The organism is Bifidobacterium anseris (assembly GCF_002860345.1).
Taxonomy (GTDB): Bacteria; Actinomycetota; Actinomycetes; order Actinomycetales; family Bifidobacteriaceae; genus Bifidobacterium; species Bifidobacterium anseris.
Map to the genome: position 1 here is coordinate 40077 of NZ_NMYC01000005.1, position 23074 is coordinate 63150.

Genomic DNA, 23074 nt, shown 5'->3' on the forward strand with positions numbered 1-23074 from the left:
AACATCCCCTTCTCTCTCGCCCCCACCCCTTCCAGCGGAATCCCCCGAGGCATCAGCCCCGGGGGATTCCTCGTTCTTCCCTCCTACCGAGTCTGTCCGCGGGACGAAGTGTCGGCGCGGGCGACGAAACGGGACGCTGCGGGGGGACGCAGTCGGGGTATCGCGAGACGGCCGTGGACACCCTTGCGGACACCGAGGGCGAAATGGCGGCGCGCGTCAGTACAATCAAGGCAGAACAGCAACGTGCAGGAAAGCAGGAAAAGGGGAATCATGCCCAAGCGATGGTCACCGAGACGTACCGTGACGTTGCGCCGCATCCGTGTCATGGTCTGCGCCGTCGCGCTCGTGCTGGCGTCATGTCTCACCTTCGCGTTCACGGCGCGCAAATCGGTCGCGCTCGACGTCAACGGTGACACGCGCTATCTGACGACGTACGCGACCACGGTGAGCGGTCTGCTGCGCGAGCAGGGCGTCGACGTCAAAACGCATGACCTCGTCAAGAACACCGGCGACGGCACGCTCGTCAACAACGACGTCGTCACCGTGAAAAGCGCCTACCAGACGACGATCACAATCGACGGACAGCAGATGCCGTTCTGGACGGTCGCTGACAGCGCCGAGCAGCTGCTCGACTTCTTCGAACAGAACGAGGTCGCCGCGTCGCGCGTCACCGTCGACATCAAGAACGTCTACAACCAGCTCACCGGAGGCATGGTCATCAACGCCGACGGCCCGGTCACGGTGATCGCCGACGGCAAAACGTCGATCGCGCCGAATGGCAAGCTGCCGGCGGCGTCGATCCTCGATTCGAAAGGCATCACGCTCGGCAAGGACGACCGCGTCAGCGTGCAGAAGGAAGGCGGCAAGACGATTCTGCGCGTGCAGCGCGTGACCTACGGCGACGAAACGGAGACCGTCGTCATCCCGTACACGACACGCACTGTGCAGGACGACACGCTCGACCCCGGCGCGACGCGCGTCGACATGGCCGGCGAGAACGGCGAGAAGAAGATCACGTATCGCGTCACCTACGTCGACGGCAAGCCGGTGGACAAGACGCAGACGAACGAAGTCGTGACGAAGACGGCGCTCGACGAGGTCGTCGCAGTCGGCCCGGAGAAGGTCGAACTGCCTGATGACAACGGCGGCAATGGCGGCGCGAATGATGACGATGCTGACACGGCGGACGGCACGGACGCTGACGGCAGCGGCGATAGCAGCGATTCCACTGGCGATAACAGCCCTGACGAGAACGCCGGCGAGAGCACGAATGAGCCGACAGAGCAGCCGAGCGCGCAGCCTACCCAACAGCCGCAGCCGAGCGCCGAACCGACTCAACAGCCAAGCGCGCAGCCGACGCAGAAACCTACCCAGCAGCCGCAGCCCACGCAGAAACCTACTCAGCAGCCAACCCAGAAGCCGACGCAACAGCCTACGCAGAAACCGACGCAGCAGCCGCAGCCGACGCAGAAACCAACCCAGCAGCCGACGCAGCCAAGCACGCCTGCAGAGAGCTGCCGTCTGTGCCGTCCGTCGGCCTCGGCGGCGCAGGCCTATGCCGCCGGCGCGGCCGCGCAATACGGCTGGACCGGCCAGAACTGGACCGACCTCGTGAAGCTGTGGAACCGCGAATCGGGCTGGCGTTGGAACGCCGAGAACCCGTATTCGGGCGCCTATGGCATCCCACAGTCGCTGCCCGGCAACAAGATGGCCGCCTTCGGCTCGAACTGGAAGAACGACGCCGCCGTGCAGATCGACTGGGGCCTGAGCTACATCGCCGGCCGCTACGGCTCGCCGATGAAGGCCTGGGAGCATTCCGAACGGGTCGGCTGGTACTAAACCGCCTATGAGCGCCGCCGCCTGGCGCCCGGCGGCCTCTCGCACCCCCTGCTCCGGCCATCCATCCCACTCATTCCCCCATTCAGCCATAGCCGATAGGTAATCCATCCGCAGTCACCCACCCTCGTTCAATCACGAACGACGATGCAGAGGAAAGACGACAGATCCCATGAGCGCACACGACGACGAACAACGCGCGGCCGCGACGGCCGACGCGGCAACGACAACGTCCGCAACATCCACCGCAGCAACATCCACTGAAACAACATCCGCCGCAGGCCATCTACTCGGCGCCGCCGACATCCGCCGCATCGCCGCCGACGCCGGCATCAGCCCGACGAAGAAATTCGGACAGAACTTCGTCATCGACCCGGGCACGGTGCGCCGCATCGTGCGTGAAGCCGGCGTCGGCGCCGACGACCATGTGCTCGAAGTCGGCCCGGGCCTCGGTTCACTCACGCTCGCGATTCTCGAAACCGGCGCGCAGATGACGGCGGTCGAAATCGACCCGCCCGTCGCGCAGCGGCTACCGCGCACGATTGGCGAATTCATGCCGCAGGCCGCCGATCGTCTGCGCGTCGTGCGCGCCGACGCGTTGACGCTCGCGCCGCAGAATCTGCCTGATTTCGCCGACGACGCGTCGTTCACGCTCGTCGCGAACCTCCCGTACAACGTCGCGACGCCGATTCTGCTGACATTGCTTGAACGATTTGACAATCTTGGTTCGTTCCTCGTCATGGTGCAGAAGGAGGTCGCCGATCGGCTGTCCGCGCGACCCGGATCGAAGATCTACGGCACGCCGAGCGTGAAGCTCGCGTGGTACGGCGTCGCGAAATCGGTCGGCACGATCGGCCGCAACGTCTTCTGGCCGGCACCGAATGTCGATTCCGCGCTCGTGCGCTTCGACCGCTACGCGCCGGGCGAGGCTCCGGCGGCGAAGTCGAGCCGCGAGGACGTGTTCGCGCTCATCGACGCCGCCTTCGGGCAGCGCCGCAAGACACTGCACGCGGCACTCAAGAAGGTCGTGCCGGAAGGCACGTTCGAAAAAGCGGGAATCGACGCGACTCGACGTGGCGAAACGCTGACCGTCGACGAATTCGTGCGTCTCGCCGACGCCGCGAAGGAGCTCGGCGCATGAGCGGCGCGATTGTGAGCGTCGACTGCCCGGCGAAGACGAACCTGACACTGCACGTCGGCGAGCGGCATGAGGCGTGGGGCGGCCGCCACTCCCTCGACACGATGTACTGCGCCGTCGGCGTCTACGACACGGTCACGCTCGAGCAGCGTCCCGATGGCGCCGGCTGCTCGCTCGAGATCTCCGGGCAGTATCTGGGCGATCTGGCCGCGTCGAGCAGCGACATGCTGCGCAACCATGCGATGCTCGCGTTGTTCGCGATGGCGCAGGCCTGCGGACGCGACCCGGACGTCGCAGTCACAATCGAGAAGAACATCCCCGTAGGCGCCGGCCTCGGCGGCGGTTCGGCGGACGCGGCCGGCACGTTGCTCGCGCTCAACGAACTGTGGGATCTGCATTGGCCGATTGAACGACTCGCGCCGATCGCGGCGACGCTTGGCGCGGACATGCCGTTCTGCCTCGTCGGCGGCTACGCGCACGGCTCGGGCTACGGCGAGATCGTCACGCCGGTGTCGGTCGACGATCCGCGCATCACGGCGTTGCGGGCCGACGGCTACGACGGCCGGGTGCTCGTCGGCGCCTACCGCGCCCAGCTGAGCACGCCGGAGGTGTACGCGGCCTTCGATGTGCTCGGCGGCGACGGCTCGCCGAACGATCTGCAGGCGGCGGCCGTCTCGCTGCATCCGCGTTCGGGCGTGGCGATCGAACTGGCGAAGGCCGCCGGCGCGACACGCGCCTTCATCTCCGGATCGGGACCGTCGGTGTGCGCCTTCGTGCCCGACGACGCCGCCGCGCACGCGGTCGAGCAGGCGTGGCTAGACGCGCAGGCCGTCGACCGACTTTTCGTCGCACAGGCGCCGGTGACGCCGGTCGTGCATGTGCCGGAACGTCGCGCTGACGCGGCCGCGGATGACCCGGCAGCGTCAGCATAATGGGATAAGGTGAGACCACACACACCTCGTCAACAAGGGATAGGTATGGCACAGAACAACGGGGCGCGCGAGGCCCGCAAGGCATACGTACGCAAGCGCCAGTCGATCGTGTTCGGCATCGTCGGCGTCGTGCTCGTCGTCGCGCTTGTCTTCTCGACGCTCGTGTTCTTCCATGTGGGCGGCCTTGGCCAGACGGCGCAAACGAAAGAGTCGGCAAACTACGACCGCACCGCGCCGTGCGCGTCCCCAGCGGCCGACGGCTCGACGCCGAAGTACGTGGACAACCGTTCGGTGACGGTGCGCGTGCTCAACGGTACGCAGTTCTCCGGTTTCGCGCAGGCCGTGGCCGAGGCGCTCGAGAACCGCGAGTTCGTCGTGCAGGGCGTCGACAACTACGACAGCGCGAAGGTGGAGCGCACGCTCATCATCTTCGGCAAGAACGCGATTCCGCAGGCGTACACGCTCGCGAGCAACTTCAAAGACGCGCAGATGGTCATGGACGACCGTCCCGACAAGCTCGTCGACGTCGTCCTCGGCGCAACGTTCAAGGATCTCGTGCCGACCGAGGATCTGCCGAAGACCGGCTCCGACATTCCGAACATCGAAGGCTGCAAGGCGCCGGACAAGATGACGTCGCTGCCGAAGGCGCCCGACCATACGGCGGTCGGCTGAGTCCCTCCAGCCGTTTTGCGAACGCCCCGCACGCATGTCGTGTGCGGGGCGTTCGCAAAATGGCGTCCTGGCGATCGTTCTGTGTCAGTTCCGCCCCGGTGATGTTCGCAAACGCGCCCGTCAGCGGTCGGCCGTGCGCTCGTCGTACCAGCGATGCAGCTCGGCGACGGCCACATCGTGCTCGACCGGGCCGTGATCGAGACGATAGTCGAGCATGTGCCGGTAGGCGGCGCCGACCTCCGGCCCCGGCTCGATCCCCAGTTCGGCGATGATCTCGTTGCCGTTGAGGTCCGGGCGGATCGCCTTGAGATCCTCCTGCTCCTTGAGTTCGCGGACGCGTTCCTCCATCTCGTCCATCGCCGTGCTGAACACGAGCTCCTTGCGGCGGTTCCGCGTCGTCACATCGGCGCGCGTGAGCCGGTTGAGCCGTTCGTAGAGCGGCCCGGCGTCCTTGACGTAGCGGCGCACGGCCGCATCCGTCCACGGCTCGTCCACATAGCCGTGGAACCGCAGATGCAGATTGACGAGTTCGCTGACGTCGTCGACGATGTGATGGTCGAAGCGCAGCGCCTTGAGGCGTTTGCGCGTGAGCTTGGCGCCGACGGCGTCGTGATGGCGGAACGTGACCTTGCCGCCGGCTTCGAACTTACGCGTCTTCGGCTTGCCGATGTCATGCATGAGCGCGGCAAGGCGCAGCACGAGGTCGGGTCCGGGCACCGGGCCGTCGGGACCTGTTTCGAGCGCGACCGCGCGGTCGACGACAATCATCGTGTGTTCGAAGACGTCCTTGTGGCGATGATGTTCGTCGATTTCGAGCTGCAGCGCCGGGATTTCAGGGAAGACGATGTCGGCGAGTCCGGAATCGACGAATGCCTCGATGCCGGCGCGCGGGCGGTCGGACAGCAGCATCTTCGTCAGTTCGTCGCGCACACGCTCGGCGGAGACGATCTCGAGTCGCGAACCCATGTCGCAGATCGCCTCGGCGGTCCCGGCCTCGATCGTGAAACCGAGCTGCGCGACGAAACGCACGGCGCGCATCATGCGCAGCGGATCGTCGTCGAAGGATTGACGGGGGTCGACGGGCGTGCGCAACAGCTTGCGCTGCAGGTCGTTCGCGCCGCCGAAGGGGTCGACGAACTCGAGCTGCGGCACACGCAGTGCCATCGCGTTGACGGTGAAGTCGCGGCGCGACAGGTCACCCTCGAGCGAATCGCCGTAGCTGACCTCGGGTTTGCGCGAATCGGGGTCGTACACATCCGAACGGTAGGTCGTCACCTCCACCTTGACTTCGGTGCCGTCGGGACGCCGACGCAGCGCGCCGAGCGTGCCGAACTTGCGTCCCATGTCCCAGAAGCCGTCATGTCCCCACCGTTTGAGGATCGGCTCGAACTCCTCGGGCCGCGCCGACGTGCAGAAATCAAGATCATGCGAAGGCCGATGCAGCAGCAGGTCGCGCACGGGACCCCCGACGAGCGCGAGCTCGTACCCGGCATCGGCAAACATCTCTCCCAGCTCAATGGCTTCCGGCCACACTTCGAAGTCCACAGGTTTCCCTTTCCGGCAATCGTCATGACGCGTCGGACGCGTCCCATCGGCGTTTCCGCCGGCACTTTTCTGCCCTTCAAGCATACCCGCACCCCATCGGCGGCAAAACATGAGTAAGGTGGACTACATGACCACACCCGCAGACGTTGCACGCATGCTTGCCAACGCTGCGGCCAACCATGCCCACAGTCCGCTTGAGCCGGACGCGCTCATGTACACGTCGCAAACGCAGACGCTGCACATCACGACGGACACGGCGCCGGCGAAACCCGACCCACACACGCCGACGCCGGCGATGATGCCGCGCCGCCGCACGAGCGACCGTCCGACGACCTTCGCGTCGCTCGACGCCCAGGAACTGCCGATCGTGCGCGAATACTCGGCCGGCGGCCTCGTCTTCGACGCGCGCGGCCGCGTCGCAATCATCGCGAGGCATTCACGCAGCGGCCACCTCGAATGGTGTTTGCCGAAAGGCCATATAGAAAAAGGCGAAACACCTCAGCAGACGGCCGTGCGCGAAGTGCATGAGGAGACCGGTATCCTCGGTGAGGTCGTTGATTCGATCGCCACGATAGACTATTGGTTTACCGGAACCAGCCAACGCGTCCACAAGCTCGTCCACCACTTCGCGCTGCGCCAGATCGGCGGCGAACTGACGGTGGAGGGCGACCCGGACCATGAGGCCGAGGACGCCATCTGGGTGGACTTCGCCGATCTGGACGACGTGCTCAGTTACCCCAACGAGCGTAAGATAGCTTGGCTGTATGCAAGGAAACTGAACAGGCAGGGCTAACGTGAATCGACGTCACACCAATACGCACGCCCGGCGTCGTGCTTGGTGCGCGCTGCTGGTGCTGCTCATCGCGATCGCGACGGTGCTTGACGTGCACATCCCGCAAGCGGCCGCCGACGAGCGCGACGCCACGGCGAACGACGCGTCCGGCGTCGCGCTCGCCGTCGAATCGCTCACCGCCGTCATCACCGCGACCTCCGGATTCTCCGCGACGCTCACCGTCGAAAACCGCACGACGCAGCCGATGGACGCCGGCGCAATCGACATCCTGACGAATCCCGACTACAACTTCATCTCGCGCACCGATGTGCAGGAGTGGGCGGACGGCACCGCGCAGATCGACACGACGCACGAGCTTGCGCACGTCGGCGTCGCGGCGATCCCGGCCGGCGGCCGCGTGCGCGTGCACGCCACGCTCGCCGCCGACAACGCCGCGCTCGCCGCGCTCACGACGTGGGGGCCGCGCCCGCTGCGCATCCTCTACTCCGCGCAGAGCGGCGACGCGCAGCCGACGAGCGCGACGCTCAACACCTACGTCACGCGTTCGCAGGACGGCGCGGCCGGCGTGCGCACGCCATCAATCGGCATGAGCGTCGTCATGCCGCTCACGTCGTACGATTGGAACGCCGATGCGAAGACGCGGCAGCAGCTCATCACATCGGCTGCGCGCGATGTGCAGGCGTCCGCCGTCGCGACGCTCGGCGACGCCGAACGCAAGGCGCTGCATGATAAAGATCAGCTGAGCACGAAGTATCCGAAACTGCAGGTCGTCACCGATCCCGCCGTGCTCGCGACGCTCGGCACGCCGCATCTGACGGCGCTGATGCAGCCTGCGCGTTTCGACATCACCGCATACGCGCGCGTCGGCGATCCGCAGGCCTATGCGCGCGCCGGCGTCGACGACGATGATTGGAGCGCCGCGAGCGCCGTCGCACGACTGCGCGACGCGCTCGGCGACACGTCCGCCGATGCGACGACGATCGCATGGCAGGGTTCCGACAGCTGGACGAGGGATGCGCTTGACGCGGCGCGTGGGGCCGGCTATGACACGGTGATCGCGACCGGCGACTTCAACATCGCCGACGATGCGACGGCGCAGACGCTCGTCTACCGCACGCCGACCGAACATGGCGACGTCACCGTGCTCGGCACACAGCCGCTGCTCACGTCCCTCGCGAACGCGCACGCGTCGTCGCAGCACGCGCGCGCCGAACGCACCGACGCCGGTCGCATCGCGCGTTTCATCGCGCAGAGCGCGTTCTATCAGATGGAGCAGCCGTACGCGCAGCGCACGCTGCTCGTCTGCTTCGGCGAAGACGCGACGGCGCAGGAGGTGCGCATGCTGATGGATGCGCTCGGCGACGCGAGCTGGATCGATCTGACGTCGCTTGCCGACCTCGCGGCGCAGGATTCGCTCGTCTCCTCCGATCTGATGCCGCAGCTGATCGATGAGAACGTCGGGCTGTCCGGCGGTCGTGTCGACGCCGTCCGTGAGACGCTCGTGCAGCTCGGCGCGAGCCGCAATGACCTGACGCGACTCGCCTCGTCGATTCTCGGCGACGGCGACGGCGGCGCGAAGAAATCGAAGGCCGAGCCGAAATCAAACGACACAGCGACGCCAAACGATGCCGTGACACCGAACGATGCAGCGACATCCACCGACACAGCGACATCCACCGACACAGCGAAATCGAACGACGACGCAGCGACGGCGACGGCGCATGCGACCGTCGACGCGAGTCCCGCACCGCAGGAGACCTCCGACACGTCCCGGCTGACCGAGGCCGCCTACGCGCGCCGGCTGCTCGATGCCCATGCCCTGCTCGCGCTGTTCGCGCTGCAGGGCGATGCGACGTCGTGCACGGCGATGCGTACGGCCGCACGCGAACTCGCCGACGCGGCCTTCGACGCGATCACGTTGAACCCGTCGGGCAACGTCAGCGTGCTGTCGGAGACGGCGTCGATGCCGATCACGGTGAGCAACAGCCTGCCGTTCCCGATTGACGTGCGCATCTCGTCGCGCACTGACGCGATCGAGATCGTCACGGCGCGCATGACGCCGATCACGGTGCCGGCGCACGGCGAGGCGCAGGCGTCGATTTCGATTCGCGTGACGACCTCCGGCACGGCGGTCGCGCGCGAGCAGCTCGCCGACAGGGACGGCGACCTCTTCGGCGCAGTGCAGCAGACGTCGATCACCAGTTCGCTGCAGATCAGCGACAAGAGCGGTCTCGTCATCATCATCTTCGCCGTCGCGCTCGGCCTACTCGGCCTGTGGCGACAGTTCCACCGCAAGAAGGATCCCGACGAATGAGTTCTTCCGTAGGCCGCAATTCGCTGATCATGGCTTCCGGCACGGCCGCGTCCCGCATCACCGGCCAGATCCGCACGATTCTGCTCGCAGCGGCGATTGGCACGACCGGTCTGGCGGCGAACGCGTATCAGGCCGGCTCGATGATCCCGCAGGTCATCTACACGCTCGTCTCCGGCGGCATCTTCAACGCGGTCCTCGTGCCGCACATCGTGCGCACGTTGCACAGCGACAACGCCGAGGAGCAGCTCAACAAGATCGTCACCTTCGCCGTCACGCTGCTGCTCGGCGTCACCGTGCTGATGGCCGCGCTCACGCCGTGGATCACGCGGTTGTACGTCAGCGGCAGCCCCGAGCTGATCAGCCTGACGTGCGCGTTCACGCTGTGGTGCACGCCGCAGATCTTCTTCTACGGCCTGTACACGGTGCTCGGCCAGATCCTCGCCGTGAAGAACAAATTCGGTGCCTACGCGTGGAGTTCGGTCGGCGCGAACCTCATCAGCTGTCTCGGCTTCGTCCTGTTCATCGTGCTCTACGGCAACCATTCGCAGTCGTCGGCCGGCGCGTGGACGACGCCGAAAATCGCGTTGACGGCCGGCATGTGGACACTTGGCGTCACGTTCCAGGCGCTGATTCTGTTCGTGCCGCTGCTGCGCGCCGGCTTCCGCTTCCGTCTGCGCTTCGGCGTGCGCGGCATCGGCCTGCGCACGATGGGACCGATCGCCGCGTGGAGCATGGGCATCGTCGCGATCGACCAGATCGCCAACATCATCATCACGCGCATTCTGACGGGCGCGCCGGGCGTCGCCGCACGTACGATGCATCTCAGCGAGTTCGACGTCGCCGGCAACGCGACTTATCAGAACGCGTACACGATCTACATCCTGCCGTATTCGCTCATCGCCGTCTCGGTCGCCACAGCGATCTTCCCGCAGATCTCGTCGGCAATCGCCGATCATGATATCGAACGCGCGCGCGGCGATCTGAGCGGCGCGCTGCGCACGGTCGGCGCGATCATGTTCCTGTTCACAGCCTTCTTCCTCGTCATGCCGCTCGCGATCACGCGCGCTCTGCTGCCGACCGTCTCCGTCAACCAGGCGATCCTCATCTGCGGCCCGTTGATGGGCTTGTGCGCCTGCCTGCCGTTGGCGAGCGCGTATCTGATCATCCAACGCACGTTCTACGCCTTCGAGGACGGCCGCTCCCCCTTCGTCTTCATGACGATCATGTACGCGCTGCAGCTGTCGTCGTGTCTGCTGTGCACGCGTTTCCTTCCGCCGACCGATTGGGCAACCGCCGTCGGCCTGTGCGCGTCGGCGAGTTATCTGCTGTCCTTCATCCCGCTCGTGCATATGCTGCGCAAACGGTTCGACGGCTCGCTCGACGGCCGCCGCATCGCACTCACCTATCTGAAGGCTTTCGCGGCGATGATCGTCAGCGTCGTCATCGGCTTCGCGTTGCAGGGGCCGATCTACCGGCTGCTGCATGTCAACGATCCGTCGAGCTCCGGCGTCGTCGGCTGGCTTGAGTCGGTCGGCGCGGCGATCGTGCTGTTCGTCGTCATCGTCGCTGTCTATCTGGCCGTGCTGTGGGTGCTGCGCTGCGAGGAGCTCACGCAGGGCGTCGCCGCGTTGCGCGCGCGTCTTTCGCGCCGCGCGGGCGCGGCGGGAACGCCGGCCGTCGTCGACGCCGTCGACGGCGAGGAGCGCGCGTTCGACGCCGCCCACGGCATCGTTGATGATTCCAATGGTGCCGCCGCCGATTCCGACGCCTATGACGACGACAGCACGCGCGTCATGCCCGAGCTCAGCCGCATCGCACCGGCGGTGCCGATCGACGAGCTCGTGCAGCTCGACCCGCCGGTGCCGGCAGGCCTCGCCGAAGCACCGATTGCGCTCGCCGCCGACCGTCCGCGCACGCCGGCGCCGACGACCACCGCGAACAGTAGAATGACGGTGCACACATCCGCACGGCCTTACGAATCAGGGGAAACCATGAAGCCTCATCTGGGAGATACCATTCTCAACCGATACACGCTCGTGTCACCGCTGCGTGAAGAGGCCGGCCTGCAGGTGTGGAAGTCGAACGACCGTGTTCTGTCGCGCGACTGCCAGCTGTTCATCGTCAACAACCGCGCCGTCCTCGCGAGCACGAATGCGCTCGCCGGCACGCTCGCCGCGTCCCGCGACCCGCGCTTCACGCAGGTCATCCAATTGCAGCACGACGGCGACATCGCCGTCATTCTCACCCGTCTCGACGGCGGAGTCTCAATCACCGAATACATGCGCGACGATGGTGCCGGCGCGCCGCCGCTCAGCTACGAGGCGATGCGCACGATCATCGGCGAGACGATGGATGCGATCCGTTTCCTGCAGCACGACCGTCTGACGCATCGCGCACTGTCGACCGACACGGTGCGCCTGACGCGCAACGGCGTGCAGCTCGCCGATACCCCGGTGAGCGCCGCGCTCGCAGACACGGCGAACACGCCCGCCTCATATAACGACGAACGCCGTGCGATCCGTCAACTCGCCGGCGTCCTCTACGGCATGCTCACGCGCACGCCGTCGACGATGCATCCGCGATTCTCGCTCGACCGGCTGCCCAAGGACGCGCCGATCGAGTTCCGTCTCATCGTCAAGCGCGGCCTCGAACTGAACGAGGGCGACAAGCCGACGGTGCCGCTCGTGACGATGGCCGAAATGGACGCGCTGCTCGGCGCGCGCAAGCCGCTGCATGCGCTGACGCGTCACGATCTGCGGCTGACCGGCGCCGACGGCGAATGTTCGATCGTGCGTGCGATGATCCAGCCAGCGCTGCCTGGCGACATCCTGCCGATCCCCGATTCGATGGTCTCGTCGCAGACGATGCCGTCGATGATGTTCCCGGCTCAGCAGCTCGACCCCGAATCGCTCGCCGAACTCGAAGAGGAGACCCAAGAGGCGAAGGACGACGCGGACGCGGCGAATGGCCGCTCGTTCAAGGCGGTGTGGAACAAGAGCAAGGCGATCATGGGCGGCACCGACGACACGGCCGCGAAGATCCCGGAGATCTCGCCGAACAACGCGACCGAGATGTTCACGGCCTTCGACCCGAACGCCGTCCAGGAGACGCCGATGACGCCGTCGCGTCTGACGGTGCCGCTCGACGTGTCCTCGATGCGCGACGGTACCGTCGACACGTCGTCGTCGACGTCGTCGACCGGCCATCTGCCGGCGATCGACGAGAACGGCAATGTCGTGCCCGACGGTTCACAGTCGCAGCGCGAACTGCGCAAGGAGCACGAGGACATCGACGCGACCTATGTTATGGGCGCGCCGGCGCTGCCGCCGAGCTTCGCGCCGCAGGAGCGTCCGAAGTCGCAGCCGACGTCGAACGTCACCGAACCGAAGCCGAAGAAGAAGGGCAAGAAGCGCGCCGCGATCATCGTCGGCATCATCGCGATCCTCGTCGCGCTCGGCTTCGCCGTGCACAGCATCGCGACGAGCGGATCGCTGTTCGGCTTCGGCAGGCAGGACACGACGTACTGGCCGGACGCCGACCTGTCCAACGTCCCCTTCGGCGAACGCAACGGCGGCGACGTGAAAGCCCCGGAGGCAGCGAATCGGCAGAGCGAGACGCCGAAGCCGACCGAGACACCGTCGAAGGCGCCGAACAACACCGCCTATCCGGTCGCCTCGCAGCAGTTCCTCGACCGTCCGGCCGGACAGCAGGGCTACGGCTACTATCTGCATCTGCAGAACAAGGAAAACGTCGACCGGCTCGTCGTCAAGATCCAGTCCTCGGGCGGCAAGGGTGTCGTCTACGCGAACGCGACGGCCGACAACCCGACCGGCGGCGAGAAGATGGCCGAATTCACCTTCGCCGAGGGCGGCACGACCGAAGTCAAGTTCTCGAAGCCGATCGAGACGCAGGACATCATCATGTGGGTGCCGCTCGACAGCTTGCCGGGCAATCAGCTGTACATCAACTCGGTGCAGGCGTTCTAAGGAAACCTGAGTCGCTACAACGTGGCGGGGCAAGCGGCAGCAGTCGCTTGCCCCGCCGCGTTCTTGCGTCACGGGACGAGCGCATGTGCCCACAGAGATACATCGAAATAATCGACGGGGCGCATCTATTGTGAAGACATGAGTGAAATTCGCGATGTCATCATCATCGGTTCGGGCCCCGCAGGCTACACGGCGGCCATCTATCTGGGACGGGCGGGCCTCAAACCCCTCGTCATCGCGGGCGCCCTCACGCCGGGTGGGCAGCTCGTCAACACGACCGAAGTCGAGAACTTCCCCGGCTTCCCCGACGGCGTGCTCGGCCCTGATCTGATGGAGGCGATGCAGCGTCAGGCGGAGCGTTTCGACGCCGAACTCGTCTACGACGACGTCGAATCGGTCGAACTTGACGAGACGATCAAGACGGTGCACTGCAACGGCGGCGACGTCTACCGTGCGCGCGCCGTCATCGTCGCGACCGGCTCGTATTACCGCCATCTCGACGTGCCCGGCGAAGAGGAGTACGCCGGCAAGGGCGTCTCGTACTGCGCGACATGCGACGGTTTCTTCTTCCGCGGCAAGCCGATCGTCGTCGTCGGCGGCGGCGACTCGGCAATGGAGGAAGCCGGATTCCTGAGCCGTTTCGGCTCGTCGGTGACGCTGCTGCATCGGCGCGACCAGTTCCGCGCGTCGCGCATCATGATCGACCGCACGATGGAGAATCCGGCGATCGATGTGATGACGAACACCGTCGTCACGCGCATCAACGGTGACGGCAAGGCCGTCACGTCAATCGATGTGCGCGACGTGAAGACCGGCGAGGAGCGTGAGCTCGACGCAAACGGCGTGTTCATCGCAGCCGGGCAGATCCCGCAGACGGCGTTCCTCGGCGGCGCGCTGACGCTCGACGACCACGGCTACATCGTCGTCGACGGCGCGAGCACGCGCACGAACGTGCCCGGCGTCTTCGCGGCAGGCGACTGCGCCGACCCCGTCTATCAGCAGGCGATCAGCGCAGCCGGTACCGGCTGCCGCGCAGCGATCGACGTGCAGACCTATCTCGAATCGATCGCCGAGGAAGCCGACGCCTAAGGCGTTACTGCTGCGGGTTGAGCAGGCCGATGATACGGTCCATCTCCTCGGGCGACGAGAACACGATCTCGATGCGGCCGTGCTTCTCCGACCCCTTGATCGAGACCTTCGTGCCGTAGCGCTGTTCGAGGCTGACCTGAATCGGCGAACCGGCCCACGGGTTGTGCTTGTTCGTCTTCGGCTTCTTCGGATGGTCGCTCGCCTGCATCGAAACGATTTCCTCGACGCTGCGCACGCTCAGACCTTCGTCGACGATGCGCTTGGCGAGCGCCTCCATCGACGCGGCGTCCGGCAGGCCGAGCAGCGCGCGCGCATGTCCCGCCGAAATCTTGCCGGAGGCAACCGTCTTCTGCACGCTCGCCGGCAGATTCATCAGGCGCAGCGTATTGGCGATCTGTGGACGCGACTTCGAGACGGAACGTGCGAGCTGCATCTGCGTGAGGCCGAACTCGTCGATCATCTGCTGATAGGCGGCCGCCTCCTCGAGCGGGTTGAGCGCGACGCGGTGCAGGTTCTCGAGCAGTGCATCGCGCAGCATGTAGTCGTCGGCCGTCGTCTTGACGATCGCCGGGATCTTCGTCAGGCCGGCGATCTGCGACGCGCGCCAACGACGCTCGCCCATGATGAGTTCGTATTCACTGTCCATGCGGTCGGCGAAGGGGTCGCCGCTCGGCTGCTGCGGCTGCGCATGGGCGGCGCGGATCTGCTCGACCGGGCGCTTGCGCACGACGATCGGCTGCAGCACGCCGACTTCCTTGATCGATTCGGACAGTTCGCGCAGTTCCTCGTCGTCGAAGACGGTCCGCGGCTGATGCAGATTCGGTCCGATCTGCGTGACCTCGAGTTCGACGAGGTAGCCGCCTTCGACCGGCTTGAGGCCGTCCTCGGCTGTCTCCTGCTGCGGCGCGGCGTCGTGCTTCGCGACGATCGGCGTGCCGTCGAAGAACATGTCGCTCGGGTGCGCCATGTCGCCGATCGCCGGCATCGTCGCGCGCTTCTGCGACGACGATGAGGTCGTTGCCGACATCGAGCGCGACTGCGACGACTGTTCGGCGGTCTGTGCCGCAGGACGATGCTCGGCTGCCTCCGGCTGCAGCGTCATCGGCGCGGCGAGCTTCGAGACGGTCTCGCCGTGGCGCGTCATCGTGCCCATCGACGGAATCGTCGAGCTCAGCGGCGACACCGGCGTGGCCGGCTGCTCACTGGCGGCTGACGCGGCGGCCGGCGTCTGCTGCTGTTTCGCCGGCTTCGGCTGCGACTTCGCCGGCGTCGGCTGTGTCGGCTGCTTCGGCGTCTGCTTCTTCGGCTGCTCGGGCGGCGTCACCGAGTCGGGCTGTTCGCCGGGCAGTGAGGGGAACAGTGCACCGAGTCCTCGGCCCAAACGTGATTTCGATGCCATGTCACTCCTCGTTTCTTCTCGATGCGATGGTCTCCAGTACGACGGCCGACCGGTTGTTGATTTCGAGCGCGGCCTCGCGGTAGGCAATCGCGCCCATGCCGCGCGGATCGTAGCTGACGACGGTCTGCGCGAAGCTCGGCGCCTCCGAGATCTTGACGGTGCGCGGAATCGTCGTGTCGAGCACGATGCTCGGGTAGTGCGTCTTGACTTCCTCGTACACCTCGCGGCTGAGCAGCGTGCGACGGTCGAACATCGTCACGAGCATCGTCGAGACGAGCAGTTCAGGGTTGAAGTTCGACTGGACGAGGCCGATCGTGTTGATGAGCTGTCCGAGGCCTTCGAGCGCGTAGTATTCGGCCTGGATCGGGATCAGCATCTCGGAGACCGCGCACATCGCGTTGATGACGAGCAGGCCGAGGCTCGGCGGGCAGTCGACGAACACGTAGTCGTAGTGCACGTCGCTGTTGGCGAGGAATTCGTCGAGCGCGTGCCGCATCAGGTTGTTGCGGTCGGGCATGTCGGCGAGTTCGAGGTCGGCGCCGCTCAAGTCGATCGACGCGGGCACGACGTGCAGCGTCTTGTAATCGGGGCAGACCTGCATGACGTCGGCGATCGTCGCGCGGCCCTCGATGACGTCGTAGACCGACGGGTCGCCGGAGTTGTGCTTCGCGCCGAGCGCCGTCGATGCGTTGCCCTGCGGATCCATGTCGACGACGAGCACGTTCATGCCCGTCTGCGCGAATGCAGCGGCCACGTTGACGGCCGTGCTCGTCTTGCCGACGCCGCCCTTCTGATTGGCGACGGCGATGCGGCGTGTACGTGCCGGACGTTTGAATTCCGCGGCGTTGATGCGTTCGTAGCGCGTAGATTCGTCGGCGATCTGCGAGCCGACGCCGGAATCGCTGCCTTTGAAGATGCGCGCGAGCGTTTCCGTTGTGCTTTCCATGCCGGGGATGTTCCCTTGATCTGTCACGAGGACTGTCCTCCTAGTTGAGTCGCAGTGTCTTCAAGTCTGTGTAGCCGTCTGGACAGGGCGTCCGCCCGATTCCCAATGTGGATAACCGGTGGATGATTGTGGATAACTTCCGTTTTCCCCACGCCCTGCCACTGTGAAAATCGTTGATTTACAAGCTGTCAGCGGCCATCAAGTTATCCACATCGAGATTGTGGATAACTTTTTCCAATCAACAGTCGATGTGGATAACCTACCGCCTCGCCGCCTTTTTGCTGGTCGCCTTCTTGTTGATGATGACGACCCGCGTATCCTCGAGGCCGTCGGCGACCGGTGCCGTCACGACGCGCGGGCGCACACCGCCGTATTGGGCGATCACCTTGCGCGCCTTGTCGATCTCAGTCTGCGCGGAGCGCCCCTTGAGCGCGATGAGCTCACCCCCCGGTTCGACGAGCGGCAGCGTCCAGCCGGCGAGTTTCATCAACGGCGCGACGGCGCGGCAAGTCACAGCCGCGAAGGGATGCCGAATCGCGTCGCGCACCCCCTCGGGGACGACGACGGAGGCCTTGACGTGACGCTTCGCCTCCGGCTGACGTTCGTCAAGCGCGGCAATCGCCTCCTCGGCGCGCCCCCGCACGACGATTACATTGGACAACCCCATCGCCTCGACGCATTCGGCGAGCCACTCGCAGCGACGCTCCATCGGCTCGATGAGCGTGAACGCGCAATCAGGCAGCATCGCGGCGGCCACGAGGCCCGGAAAACCGCCACCGCTGCCGATGTCAGCGACGGTGCGGAAGCGCTTGCCTTCCGTCGCCTCGCGGATGAACGGCACGATCGCCGCGGAATTGAGCAGATGCCGCTCCCACAGGATGTCCACGTCGCGCGGCCCGATGAGCCCCCTCGGTTCACCTTCCTGCGCGAGTTTCCCGTGAAACACCTTCATCGCGCCCAGCGCATCACCGAAGGTCGCCTCAAGCACCGGGGAATCGGCGAGTTGTTCGTCGGTATGGATCTCGTCACTCATAACGCACCATCCTATACCGTTTTCACGTGCAACATCCCCGTCTCAGTTCATCTTCACGTGAAACTTTTATCACCACGTGAAACATATATGGCACGAATCGCATATGCACGTAACGCACCATTAATTAATCGGAAGGGTTTATTTACTGGGCCGTAACCGCAGATGGGCGCGCGGAAACCCGCAGGCGCGCACAATCGAAGACAACATTCAGGACTGGAAAGGAGCTGTGGCCATGCAGGAACAGGACATCGAGACGGAACCGCTGCTCGACGACCCCGTCGCCTCCGTCTCGCTCAACGCATTCAGCTCGCTCACGAAGGGCTCGCCGGCGCCGTACTGGCTGTTCCGCGGCGTGTGCGGCGCGTGGGGCATCGAAACGGAGCGCGCGCGGCTCGATCTCATCACCGTCTCTGAGAACGCGACCTTCGTGCTCATCATCGACGGCCGGCCCGAAGGCGTCGTGCGCGTCTCCCAGCCGGGATACGTCGGCGGGCCGGAAGCCGTCGCCTCGGAGATCGCGTGGCTCAACGCGCTGCACGAGATCGATGGCGTGAATCTGATCAACCCGGTGCCGACCGTGCGCGGCATGTTCGTCACGAAGATCCGCGACCTCAACGACGTGAGTTGGATGGTCGTCTCGACGAAGTTCGTCGAGGGCACCGTGCTCGAGGATCTCGACGATCCGAGCGCGTACTACGAGACAATCGGCTCGTGGGCGGCGAAGTTCCACGCGCAGTCGCGCGCATGGAAGCAGCCCTACGGATTCAAGCGCTTCACGTGGGATCTTTCGGACATGGTCGGCACCGCACCGCGCTGGGGCCGCTGGGAGACCGCCAACCTCAATGCGCTGCAGCGCCGCCTGTGCGACGCCGCGCTCGACAAGGCGCTCAAGGTCATGGCGCACGCGCCGCGCGACGCGCAGTCGTGGGGCCTCATCCACGCCGATCTGCGCCCGAGCAACATCATCCGCGGCGACGACGGCACGCTCACTGTCATCGACTTCGACGACGCCGGCTACAGCTGGTATCTCTACGATTACGCGGCCTCGCTGAGCTTCATCGAACACAAGGAGTACGCCCCCGATCTCGCGAAGGCGTGGATGCGCGGCTACGAATCGGTCGCTGGCCGATTCACACCCGACGAACTCGAGATCATGTCCGCGCTGTCGATGATCCGCCGTCTGCAGATGCTCGGATGGACGACCAACCACCGCGAGGACGCGCTGCCCGGCGGCCTCGCGCGCGAGCAGGCGCCCGGCAGCGTCATGTGCGCCGAACGCTATCTGCAGGACTCGCGCTGGCTGCTGCGGTAGCGGATACGCGGGCGGTCGCCCTCATCAACCAATTCTCTTCTCCCCCAATCATCAATCAACCAACCTCACCAACAAAGAACAAAGAAACGAACAGATGCACACCTGAAGCACAAAAGGAGCACACCATGTCCAGTACGGTATCGGGATCAGGACTCGGATCGGTGACCTACGTCGCCACGGATAAGGACTACTTCAAGAAACGTCAGCTCAAACGCACGGCGGGCGCGTTCGGACTGTGGGCGATCGGCGTGAGCGCCGTCGTCTCCGGCGACTTCTCCGGCTGGAACGGCGGCATCGCGCAGGCCGGATGGGGCGGCTTCCTCATCGCCGCCGGCGTCGTCTACGTCATGTACGTGCTCATGCTCAACTCGATCAGCGAGATGGCGAGCGCGATGCCGCATACCGGCGGCGCGTACTCCTTCGCCCGTGCCGCGATGGGCCCGTGGGGCGGCTTCTTCACCGGCCTCGCCGAGACCGTCGAATACGTGATGACGGCGGCCACGATCGTCTACTTCTCGTCCGCTTACGCCGATTCGATCCTGATGGACATCTCCGGCTTCTCGCTGACCGACGCCGGCTACCAATGGGTGTGGTGGCTCGCCATCTACGCGATCTTCGTCGCGCTCAACTGGGTGGGCGCCGAGACCTCGTTCCGCTTCGCGCAAGTCGTGTCGATCGCCGCGCTCGCGATTGTCGCGTTCTTCGGCGTCGGCGCGCTGTTGAGCGGCAAGGTCGATTTCGCCTCGCTGTTCAACATCACGCCGACCGCCGGCCATTCGAGCTTCCTGCCCTTCGGCGTCGGCGCGATCTTCTTCGCGATGCCGTTCGCGATGTGGCTGTTCCTCGGCATCGAACAGCTGCCGCTCGCGGCCGAGGAGGTGCGCGACCCGGAGCGCAACATCCCGAAGGCGTCCCGCCTGTGCATCCTGACGCTCGGCCTGTCCGCGATCATCGTCGTTTTCCTGAATCCGTCGGTGATGGGCGCTGCCGCGCTCGGCGGTTCGGACGAGCCGCTGCTTGACGGATTCCGTGCGATTCTGCCCGGCAACCTCGCCGCCATCCTGTCCGCCTTCGCGCTCATCGGCCTGCTCGCCTCGGTGCAGGGCATCACCTTCGCGTACGGCCGCAACCTGTACTCGCTGAGCCGCGCCGGCTACTATCCGGCGTTCCTGTCGCTGACCGGCAAGAAGAAGACGCCGTACTGGGGTCTCGTCGTCGGCGCCGTCATCGGCTTCGCGGCGCTGTTCATCATCGCCTACGGCGGCGAGGGCGCGGGTTCGGTCGTGCTGAACATCGCCGTCTGGGGCGCCGTGCTCGCCTACCTGCTGCAGATGGTCTCGTATGTGCTGCTGCGCAGGCACATGCCGAACATCAAGCGGCCCTTCGTCTCCCGCTTCGGCGTTCCGGGCGCCGTCATCGCCGGCCTGCTGTCGTTCGCGATCTTCGTGGCCGTCCTGCTCAACCCGGACTACCGACTCGCCGTCTACGTGATGGTGGGCATCTATCTGGCCGCCACCGTGTTCTTCGCCGCCTACGGGCGCAAACACCTCGTGCTCTCCCCCGAGGAGGAGTTCGCGGCCTCCGGCGGCACCGCCGCATACAAGACGCACGACTGATCATCGTTGATTGATCATCGCTGATTTCGATTGATTGCGCGCATATCGGGCGCCCGTCGCAGTCGCGGCGGGCGCCCGCTTTGTCATCCGCCGCCGCTGTGCGCAATCATTTCGCCGCTGTGCACAACCATTTCACAGCTCCGCACAACCATTTACGGCTCTTCGCGCCATAATGGTTCATTTCCAGAACGTATCCGACGCCGCTACATTGCCGCGATACGCTCGCCATCAACAGCGATCAGCAACCAGCAGACGTCAAGGAGCACCCATGGCCACACGATCGACCATCATGGACACGAACAGCTTCCGCCCGGAGATGGCGGCGGCACTCGACCCGCAGACGCGCAGGCTCACCGAGGAACGCAACGTGCTCGGCCCGGCCTACCGCCTGTTCTACCGCAATCCCGTGCACCTCGTGCGCGGTCAGGGCGCGCGCCTGTGGGACGCGGACGGCGTCGAATATCTCGACGTCTACAACAACGTGGCGTCGGTCGGCCATGCGAACCCGCGCGTCGTCGACGCGATGAGCCGCCAAGCGAGCGCACTCAACACCCATACGCGCTACCTGCACGAGAACATCCTCAACTACGCGGAGGATATCCTCTCGACGATGCCCGAGGAAATCGACCGGATCATGTTCCAGTGCACCGGCTCGGAAGCGAACGACCTGGCCGTGCGCGTCGCGCAGGCCTACACCGGCGGCGAAGGCGTCATCGTGACGGCCGAGGCGTACCACGGCAACTCGGCACTCACGTCGAAGCTCTCCCCCGCGCTCGGCACCGCGCAGGAACTCGGTCTGACGATGCGCATGATCCCCACGCCTGACACCTACCGCCTCGTCATCGACGGCAAGCCGGCCAGCGAATGCACGGCCGAGAAATTCGGCGGATGGATGGCCGGCGAGGTGCGCAAGGCCGTCGCGGACATGGAACGGCACGGCATCCGCTTCGCCGCGCTGCTCGCCGATTCGATCTTCTCCTCCGACGGCGTCTACCCCGATCCGGTCGGCTATCTCAAGCCCGTCATCGACACCGTGCACGAGCTCGGCGGCGTATGGATCGCCGATGAGGTGCAGCCCGGCTTCACGCGCACCGGCGACGCGTTCTGGGGCTTCGAACGCCAGGGCATCGTGCCGGACATCGTCACGAGCGGCAAGCCGATGGCGAACGGCCTGCCCACATCGTTGATGGCCGCGCGTCACGAAGTGCTCGAACCTTTCGCCGGCACGATCCCGTATTTCAACACCTTCGGCGGCAACCCGGTGTGCATGGCCGCCGCACAGGCCACGCTCGACGTCATGCGCGACGATGACACGATGGGCAACGCGAAGCGCGTCGGCGCGATCTTCAAGCAGGCGGTGACCGATCTGATGGCCGAGCATCCGTGCATCGGCGACGTGCGCGGCGCCGGCCTCTACATCGGCTGCGAGATTGTGAAACCGGGCACGAAGGACCCCGACCAGCCGACCGCGCTCGACATCCTCGAGACGCTGCGCGACCACCATGTGCTCACCTCCGTCTGCGGACGCTTCGGCAACATCCTCAAGCTGCGGCCGCCGCTCGTCTTCACCGAGGACGACGTCGACATGTTCATCAGCGCGTTCACCGCCACGCTCGAGGAACTCGGATGCTGACCCATCCCACCGCCGACGACGTCGCGCGCAGGATACGCGCCGTCATCCGCGCGCGCGAGCTGCGGCCGGGCGAGAAACTCGGCTCGGAGCGCGCGCTCGCGGAATCGTTCGGCATCTCGCGCACGCTGCTCAGGCTTGCGCTCGAACAGCTCGAGCAGACCCACGAAATCGTGCGCAGAATCGGCCGCAGCGGCGGCATCGTCGTCTCCGACGGCAAACTCGAGCGTTCGCTGAACACGGTGGAATCACTCACGCAGATCGCCCGGCGGCAGGGGTGGCGGCTCACGTCGACCGTGCTCAGCGCAACGCTCACGCCCGGGTCGGCGGCGGATCGCCGGCTGCTGTGGCTGCCCGAGGACCGTTCGATGATCTACAGGATCATCCGTCTGCGCATGCTCAACGGCACGCCACTCTCCCTTGAAGAGACGCATCTGCCGGCGTATCGCTTCGCGCGCTTCCTCGACCTCGATCTGACGACGTCCTTCTACGGACATTTCGAGGACGTCTACGGCATCCACCCGAAGTTCGTCGACGAGACGCTCGACGTGACCGCCGCGGACAGCGAGCAGGCGAACCTCCTCGGCACCGCGGAGGGCGCGCCGCTGCTGTGCATCCACCGCATCGCCGCAGACGCGCACAGCGTGCCGTGCGAGCGCGCGATCGACACGTATCTCGCCGACCGCATGCGCTTCACGATGCATCATTCGGGCTTCGTGCGGCTCTCCGCGACGCGCGCGCAGTGACGACGCCGGCGTTGCGCCCGCCGTTTCCGCTGCGCGTGCGAAGCGGCGGGCGCAACGCGGCCGCGACGCTAGGATGGTGGATGTCGC

16 protein-coding genes are annotated in these 23074 nt (G+C 65.7%); 12 read left to right on the forward strand and 4 right to left on the reverse strand.

Features of this window, described 5'->3' with window-relative positions; translation table 11 throughout:
* Positions 1 to 270: 270 nt before the first annotated feature.
* From CGZ88_RS05340 to CGZ88_RS05355, 4 genes are all read left to right on the forward strand, one after another.
* The gene (locus tag CGZ88_RS05340) at positions 271 to 1839 is read left to right on the forward strand and encodes an aggregation-promoting factor C-terminal-like domain-containing protein (RefSeq protein WP_101671310.1); all 1569 of its coding nucleotides are present in this window, start codon (positions 271 to 273) and stop codon (positions 1837 to 1839) included.
* A 169-nt stretch (positions 1840 to 2008) separates the two neighbouring features.
* A complete protein-coding gene (rsmA, locus tag CGZ88_RS05345; RefSeq protein ID WP_101671311.1) occupies positions 2009 to 2977 on the forward strand; it encodes a 16S rRNA (adenine(1518)-N(6)/adenine(1519)-N(6))-dimethyltransferase RsmA in 969 nt (322 codons plus the stop codon).
* On the forward strand, positions 2974 to 3906 hold the full coding sequence (locus CGZ88_RS05350) for a 4-(cytidine 5'-diphospho)-2-C-methyl-D-erythritol kinase (RefSeq protein WP_051198535.1): 933 nt from the start codon (positions 2974 to 2976) through the stop codon (positions 3904 to 3906). Before rsmA ends, CGZ88_RS05350 begins: the two co-directional genes overlap by 4 nt.
* 45 nt (positions 3907 to 3951) lie before the next feature.
* Complete coding sequence (locus CGZ88_RS05355) at positions 3952 to 4578, forward strand: LytR C-terminal domain-containing protein (RefSeq protein ID WP_101671312.1); 627 nt, start codon at positions 3952 to 3954, stop codon at positions 4576 to 4578.
* Positions 4579 to 4698: 120 nt separating this feature from the next.
* Here CGZ88_RS05355 and CGZ88_RS05360 read toward each other — a convergent pair whose 3' ends face one another.
* Complete coding sequence (locus tag CGZ88_RS05360; RefSeq protein WP_026644953.1) at positions 4699 to 6123, reverse strand: CCA tRNA nucleotidyltransferase; 1425 nt, start codon at positions 6121 to 6123, stop codon at positions 4699 to 4701.
* Between the two features lie 127 nt (positions 6124 to 6250).
* On the opposite strand from CGZ88_RS05360, the gene CGZ88_RS05365 reads away from it, so the two are divergent.
* The 4 genes from CGZ88_RS05365 (at position 6251) to trxB (ending at position 14305) form a co-directional block, all read left to right on the forward strand.
* Positions 6251 to 6916 (forward strand): NUDIX hydrolase, encoded by a 666-nt coding sequence (locus tag CGZ88_RS05365; protein WP_026644952.1) that lies wholly within the window; start codon positions 6251 to 6253, stop codon positions 6914 to 6916.
* A gap of 1 nt (position 6917) precedes the next feature.
* The gene (locus CGZ88_RS05370) at positions 6918 to 9230 is read left to right on the forward strand and encodes a DUF6049 family protein (RefSeq protein ID WP_101671314.1); all 2313 of its coding nucleotides are present in this window, start codon (positions 6918 to 6920) and stop codon (positions 9228 to 9230) included.
* Positions 9227 to 13216 (forward strand): lipid II flippase MurJ, encoded by a 3990-nt coding sequence (locus CGZ88_RS05375; RefSeq protein WP_231371410.1) that lies wholly within the window; start codon positions 9227 to 9229, stop codon positions 13214 to 13216. Before CGZ88_RS05370 ends, CGZ88_RS05375 begins: the two co-directional genes overlap by 4 nt.
* Before the next feature lie 138 nt (positions 13217 to 13354).
* The gene (gene trxB, locus CGZ88_RS05380) at positions 13355 to 14305 is read left to right on the forward strand and encodes a thioredoxin-disulfide reductase (RefSeq protein ID WP_026644950.1); all 951 of its coding nucleotides are present in this window, start codon (positions 13355 to 13357) and stop codon (positions 14303 to 14305) included.
* A 4-nt stretch (positions 14306 to 14309) separates the two neighbouring features.
* Here trxB and CGZ88_RS05385 read toward each other — a convergent pair whose 3' ends face one another.
* The 3 genes from CGZ88_RS05385 to rsmG all read right to left on the reverse strand — a co-directional run bounded on the left by CGZ88_RS05385 (position 14310) and on the right by rsmG (position 17683).
* Positions 14310 to 15704 carry a ParB/RepB/Spo0J family partition protein gene (locus CGZ88_RS05385; protein WP_026644949.1) on the reverse strand — a complete coding sequence of 465 codons (1395 nt, stop codon included), beginning with the start codon at positions 15702 to 15704 and terminating at the stop codon, positions 14310 to 14312.
* 1 nt (position 15705) lies between these two features.
* Positions 15706 to 16650, reverse strand: coding sequence for a ParA family protein (locus CGZ88_RS05390; protein WP_034523608.1), 945 nt, complete (start codon positions 16648 to 16650; stop codon positions 15706 to 15708).
* A 259-nt stretch (positions 16651 to 16909) separates the two neighbouring features.
* Positions 16910 to 17683 (reverse strand): 16S rRNA (guanine(527)-N(7))-methyltransferase RsmG, encoded by a 774-nt coding sequence (gene rsmG, locus CGZ88_RS05395; protein ID WP_034523606.1) that lies wholly within the window; start codon positions 17681 to 17683, stop codon positions 16910 to 16912.
* A 232-nt stretch (positions 17684 to 17915) separates the two neighbouring features.
* Between rsmG and CGZ88_RS05400 the strand changes: the two genes are divergently transcribed.
* From CGZ88_RS05400 to CGZ88_RS05415, 4 genes are all read left to right on the forward strand, one after another.
* Positions 17916 to 18995 carry a phosphotransferase enzyme family protein gene (locus tag CGZ88_RS05400; protein ID WP_034523605.1) on the forward strand — a complete coding sequence of 360 codons (1080 nt, stop codon included), beginning with the start codon at positions 17916 to 17918 and terminating at the stop codon, positions 18993 to 18995.
* A gap of 125 nt (positions 18996 to 19120) precedes the next feature.
* Positions 19121 to 20611 carry an amino acid permease gene (locus tag CGZ88_RS05405; protein WP_026644945.1) on the forward strand — a complete coding sequence of 497 codons (1491 nt, stop codon included), beginning with the start codon at positions 19121 to 19123 and terminating at the stop codon, positions 20609 to 20611.
* A 268-nt stretch (positions 20612 to 20879) separates the two neighbouring features.
* Positions 20880 to 22244, forward strand: coding sequence for an aspartate aminotransferase family protein (locus CGZ88_RS05410; RefSeq protein ID WP_026644944.1), 1365 nt, complete (start codon positions 20880 to 20882; stop codon positions 22242 to 22244).
* Complete coding sequence (locus CGZ88_RS05415; protein ID WP_026644943.1) at positions 22238 to 22987, forward strand: GntR family transcriptional regulator; 750 nt, start codon at positions 22238 to 22240, stop codon at positions 22985 to 22987. Before CGZ88_RS05410 ends, CGZ88_RS05415 begins: the two co-directional genes overlap by 7 nt.
* Positions 22988 to 23074: the final 87 nt, after the last annotated feature.

What these genes read in the sequence shown, in the direction of transcription:
- CGZ88_RS05340 (WP_101671310.1), top strand. Translation starts at nt 271, where the DNA reads ATGCCCAAGCGATGGTCACCGAGACGTACCGTGACGTTGCGCCGCATC.
- rsmA (WP_101671311.1), top strand. Translation starts at nt 2,009, where the DNA reads ATGAGCGCACACGACGACGAACAACGCGCGGCCGCGACGGCCGACGCG.
- CGZ88_RS05350 (WP_051198535.1), top strand. Translation starts at nt 2,974, where the DNA reads ATGAGCGGCGCGATTGTGAGCGTCGACTGCCCGGCGAAGACGAACCTG.
- CGZ88_RS05355 (WP_101671312.1), top strand. Translation starts at nt 3,952, where the DNA reads ATGGCACAGAACAACGGGGCGCGCGAGGCCCGCAAGGCATACGTACGC.
- CGZ88_RS05365 (WP_026644952.1), top strand. Translation starts at nt 6,251, where the DNA reads ATGACCACACCCGCAGACGTTGCACGCATGCTTGCCAACGCTGCGGCC.
- CGZ88_RS05375 (WP_231371410.1), top strand. Translation starts at nt 9,227, where the DNA reads ATGAGTTCTTCCGTAGGCCGCAATTCGCTGATCATGGCTTCCGGCACG.
- trxB (WP_026644950.1), top strand. Translation starts at nt 13,355, where the DNA reads ATGAGTGAAATTCGCGATGTCATCATCATCGGTTCGGGCCCCGCAGGC.
- CGZ88_RS05385 (WP_026644949.1), bottom strand. Translation starts at nt 15,704, where the DNA reads ATGGCATCGAAATCACGTTTGGGCCGAGGACTCGGTGCACTGTTCCCC.
- CGZ88_RS05390 (WP_034523608.1), bottom strand. Translation starts at nt 16,650, where the DNA reads ATGGAAAGCACAACGGAAACGCTCGCGCGCATCTTCAAAGGCAGCGAT.
- rsmG (WP_034523606.1), bottom strand. Translation starts at nt 17,683, where the DNA reads ATGAGTGACGAGATCCATACCGACGAACAACTCGCCGATTCCCCGGTG.
- CGZ88_RS05400 (WP_034523605.1), top strand. Translation starts at nt 17,916, where the DNA reads ATGCAGGAACAGGACATCGAGACGGAACCGCTGCTCGACGACCCCGTC.
- CGZ88_RS05405 (WP_026644945.1), top strand. Translation starts at nt 19,121, where the DNA reads ATGTCCAGTACGGTATCGGGATCAGGACTCGGATCGGTGACCTACGTC.
- CGZ88_RS05410 (WP_026644944.1), top strand. Translation starts at nt 20,880, where the DNA reads ATGGCCACACGATCGACCATCATGGACACGAACAGCTTCCGCCCGGAG.
- CGZ88_RS05415 (WP_026644943.1), top strand. Translation starts at nt 22,238, where the DNA reads ATGCTGACCCATCCCACCGCCGACGACGTCGCGCGCAGGATACGCGCC.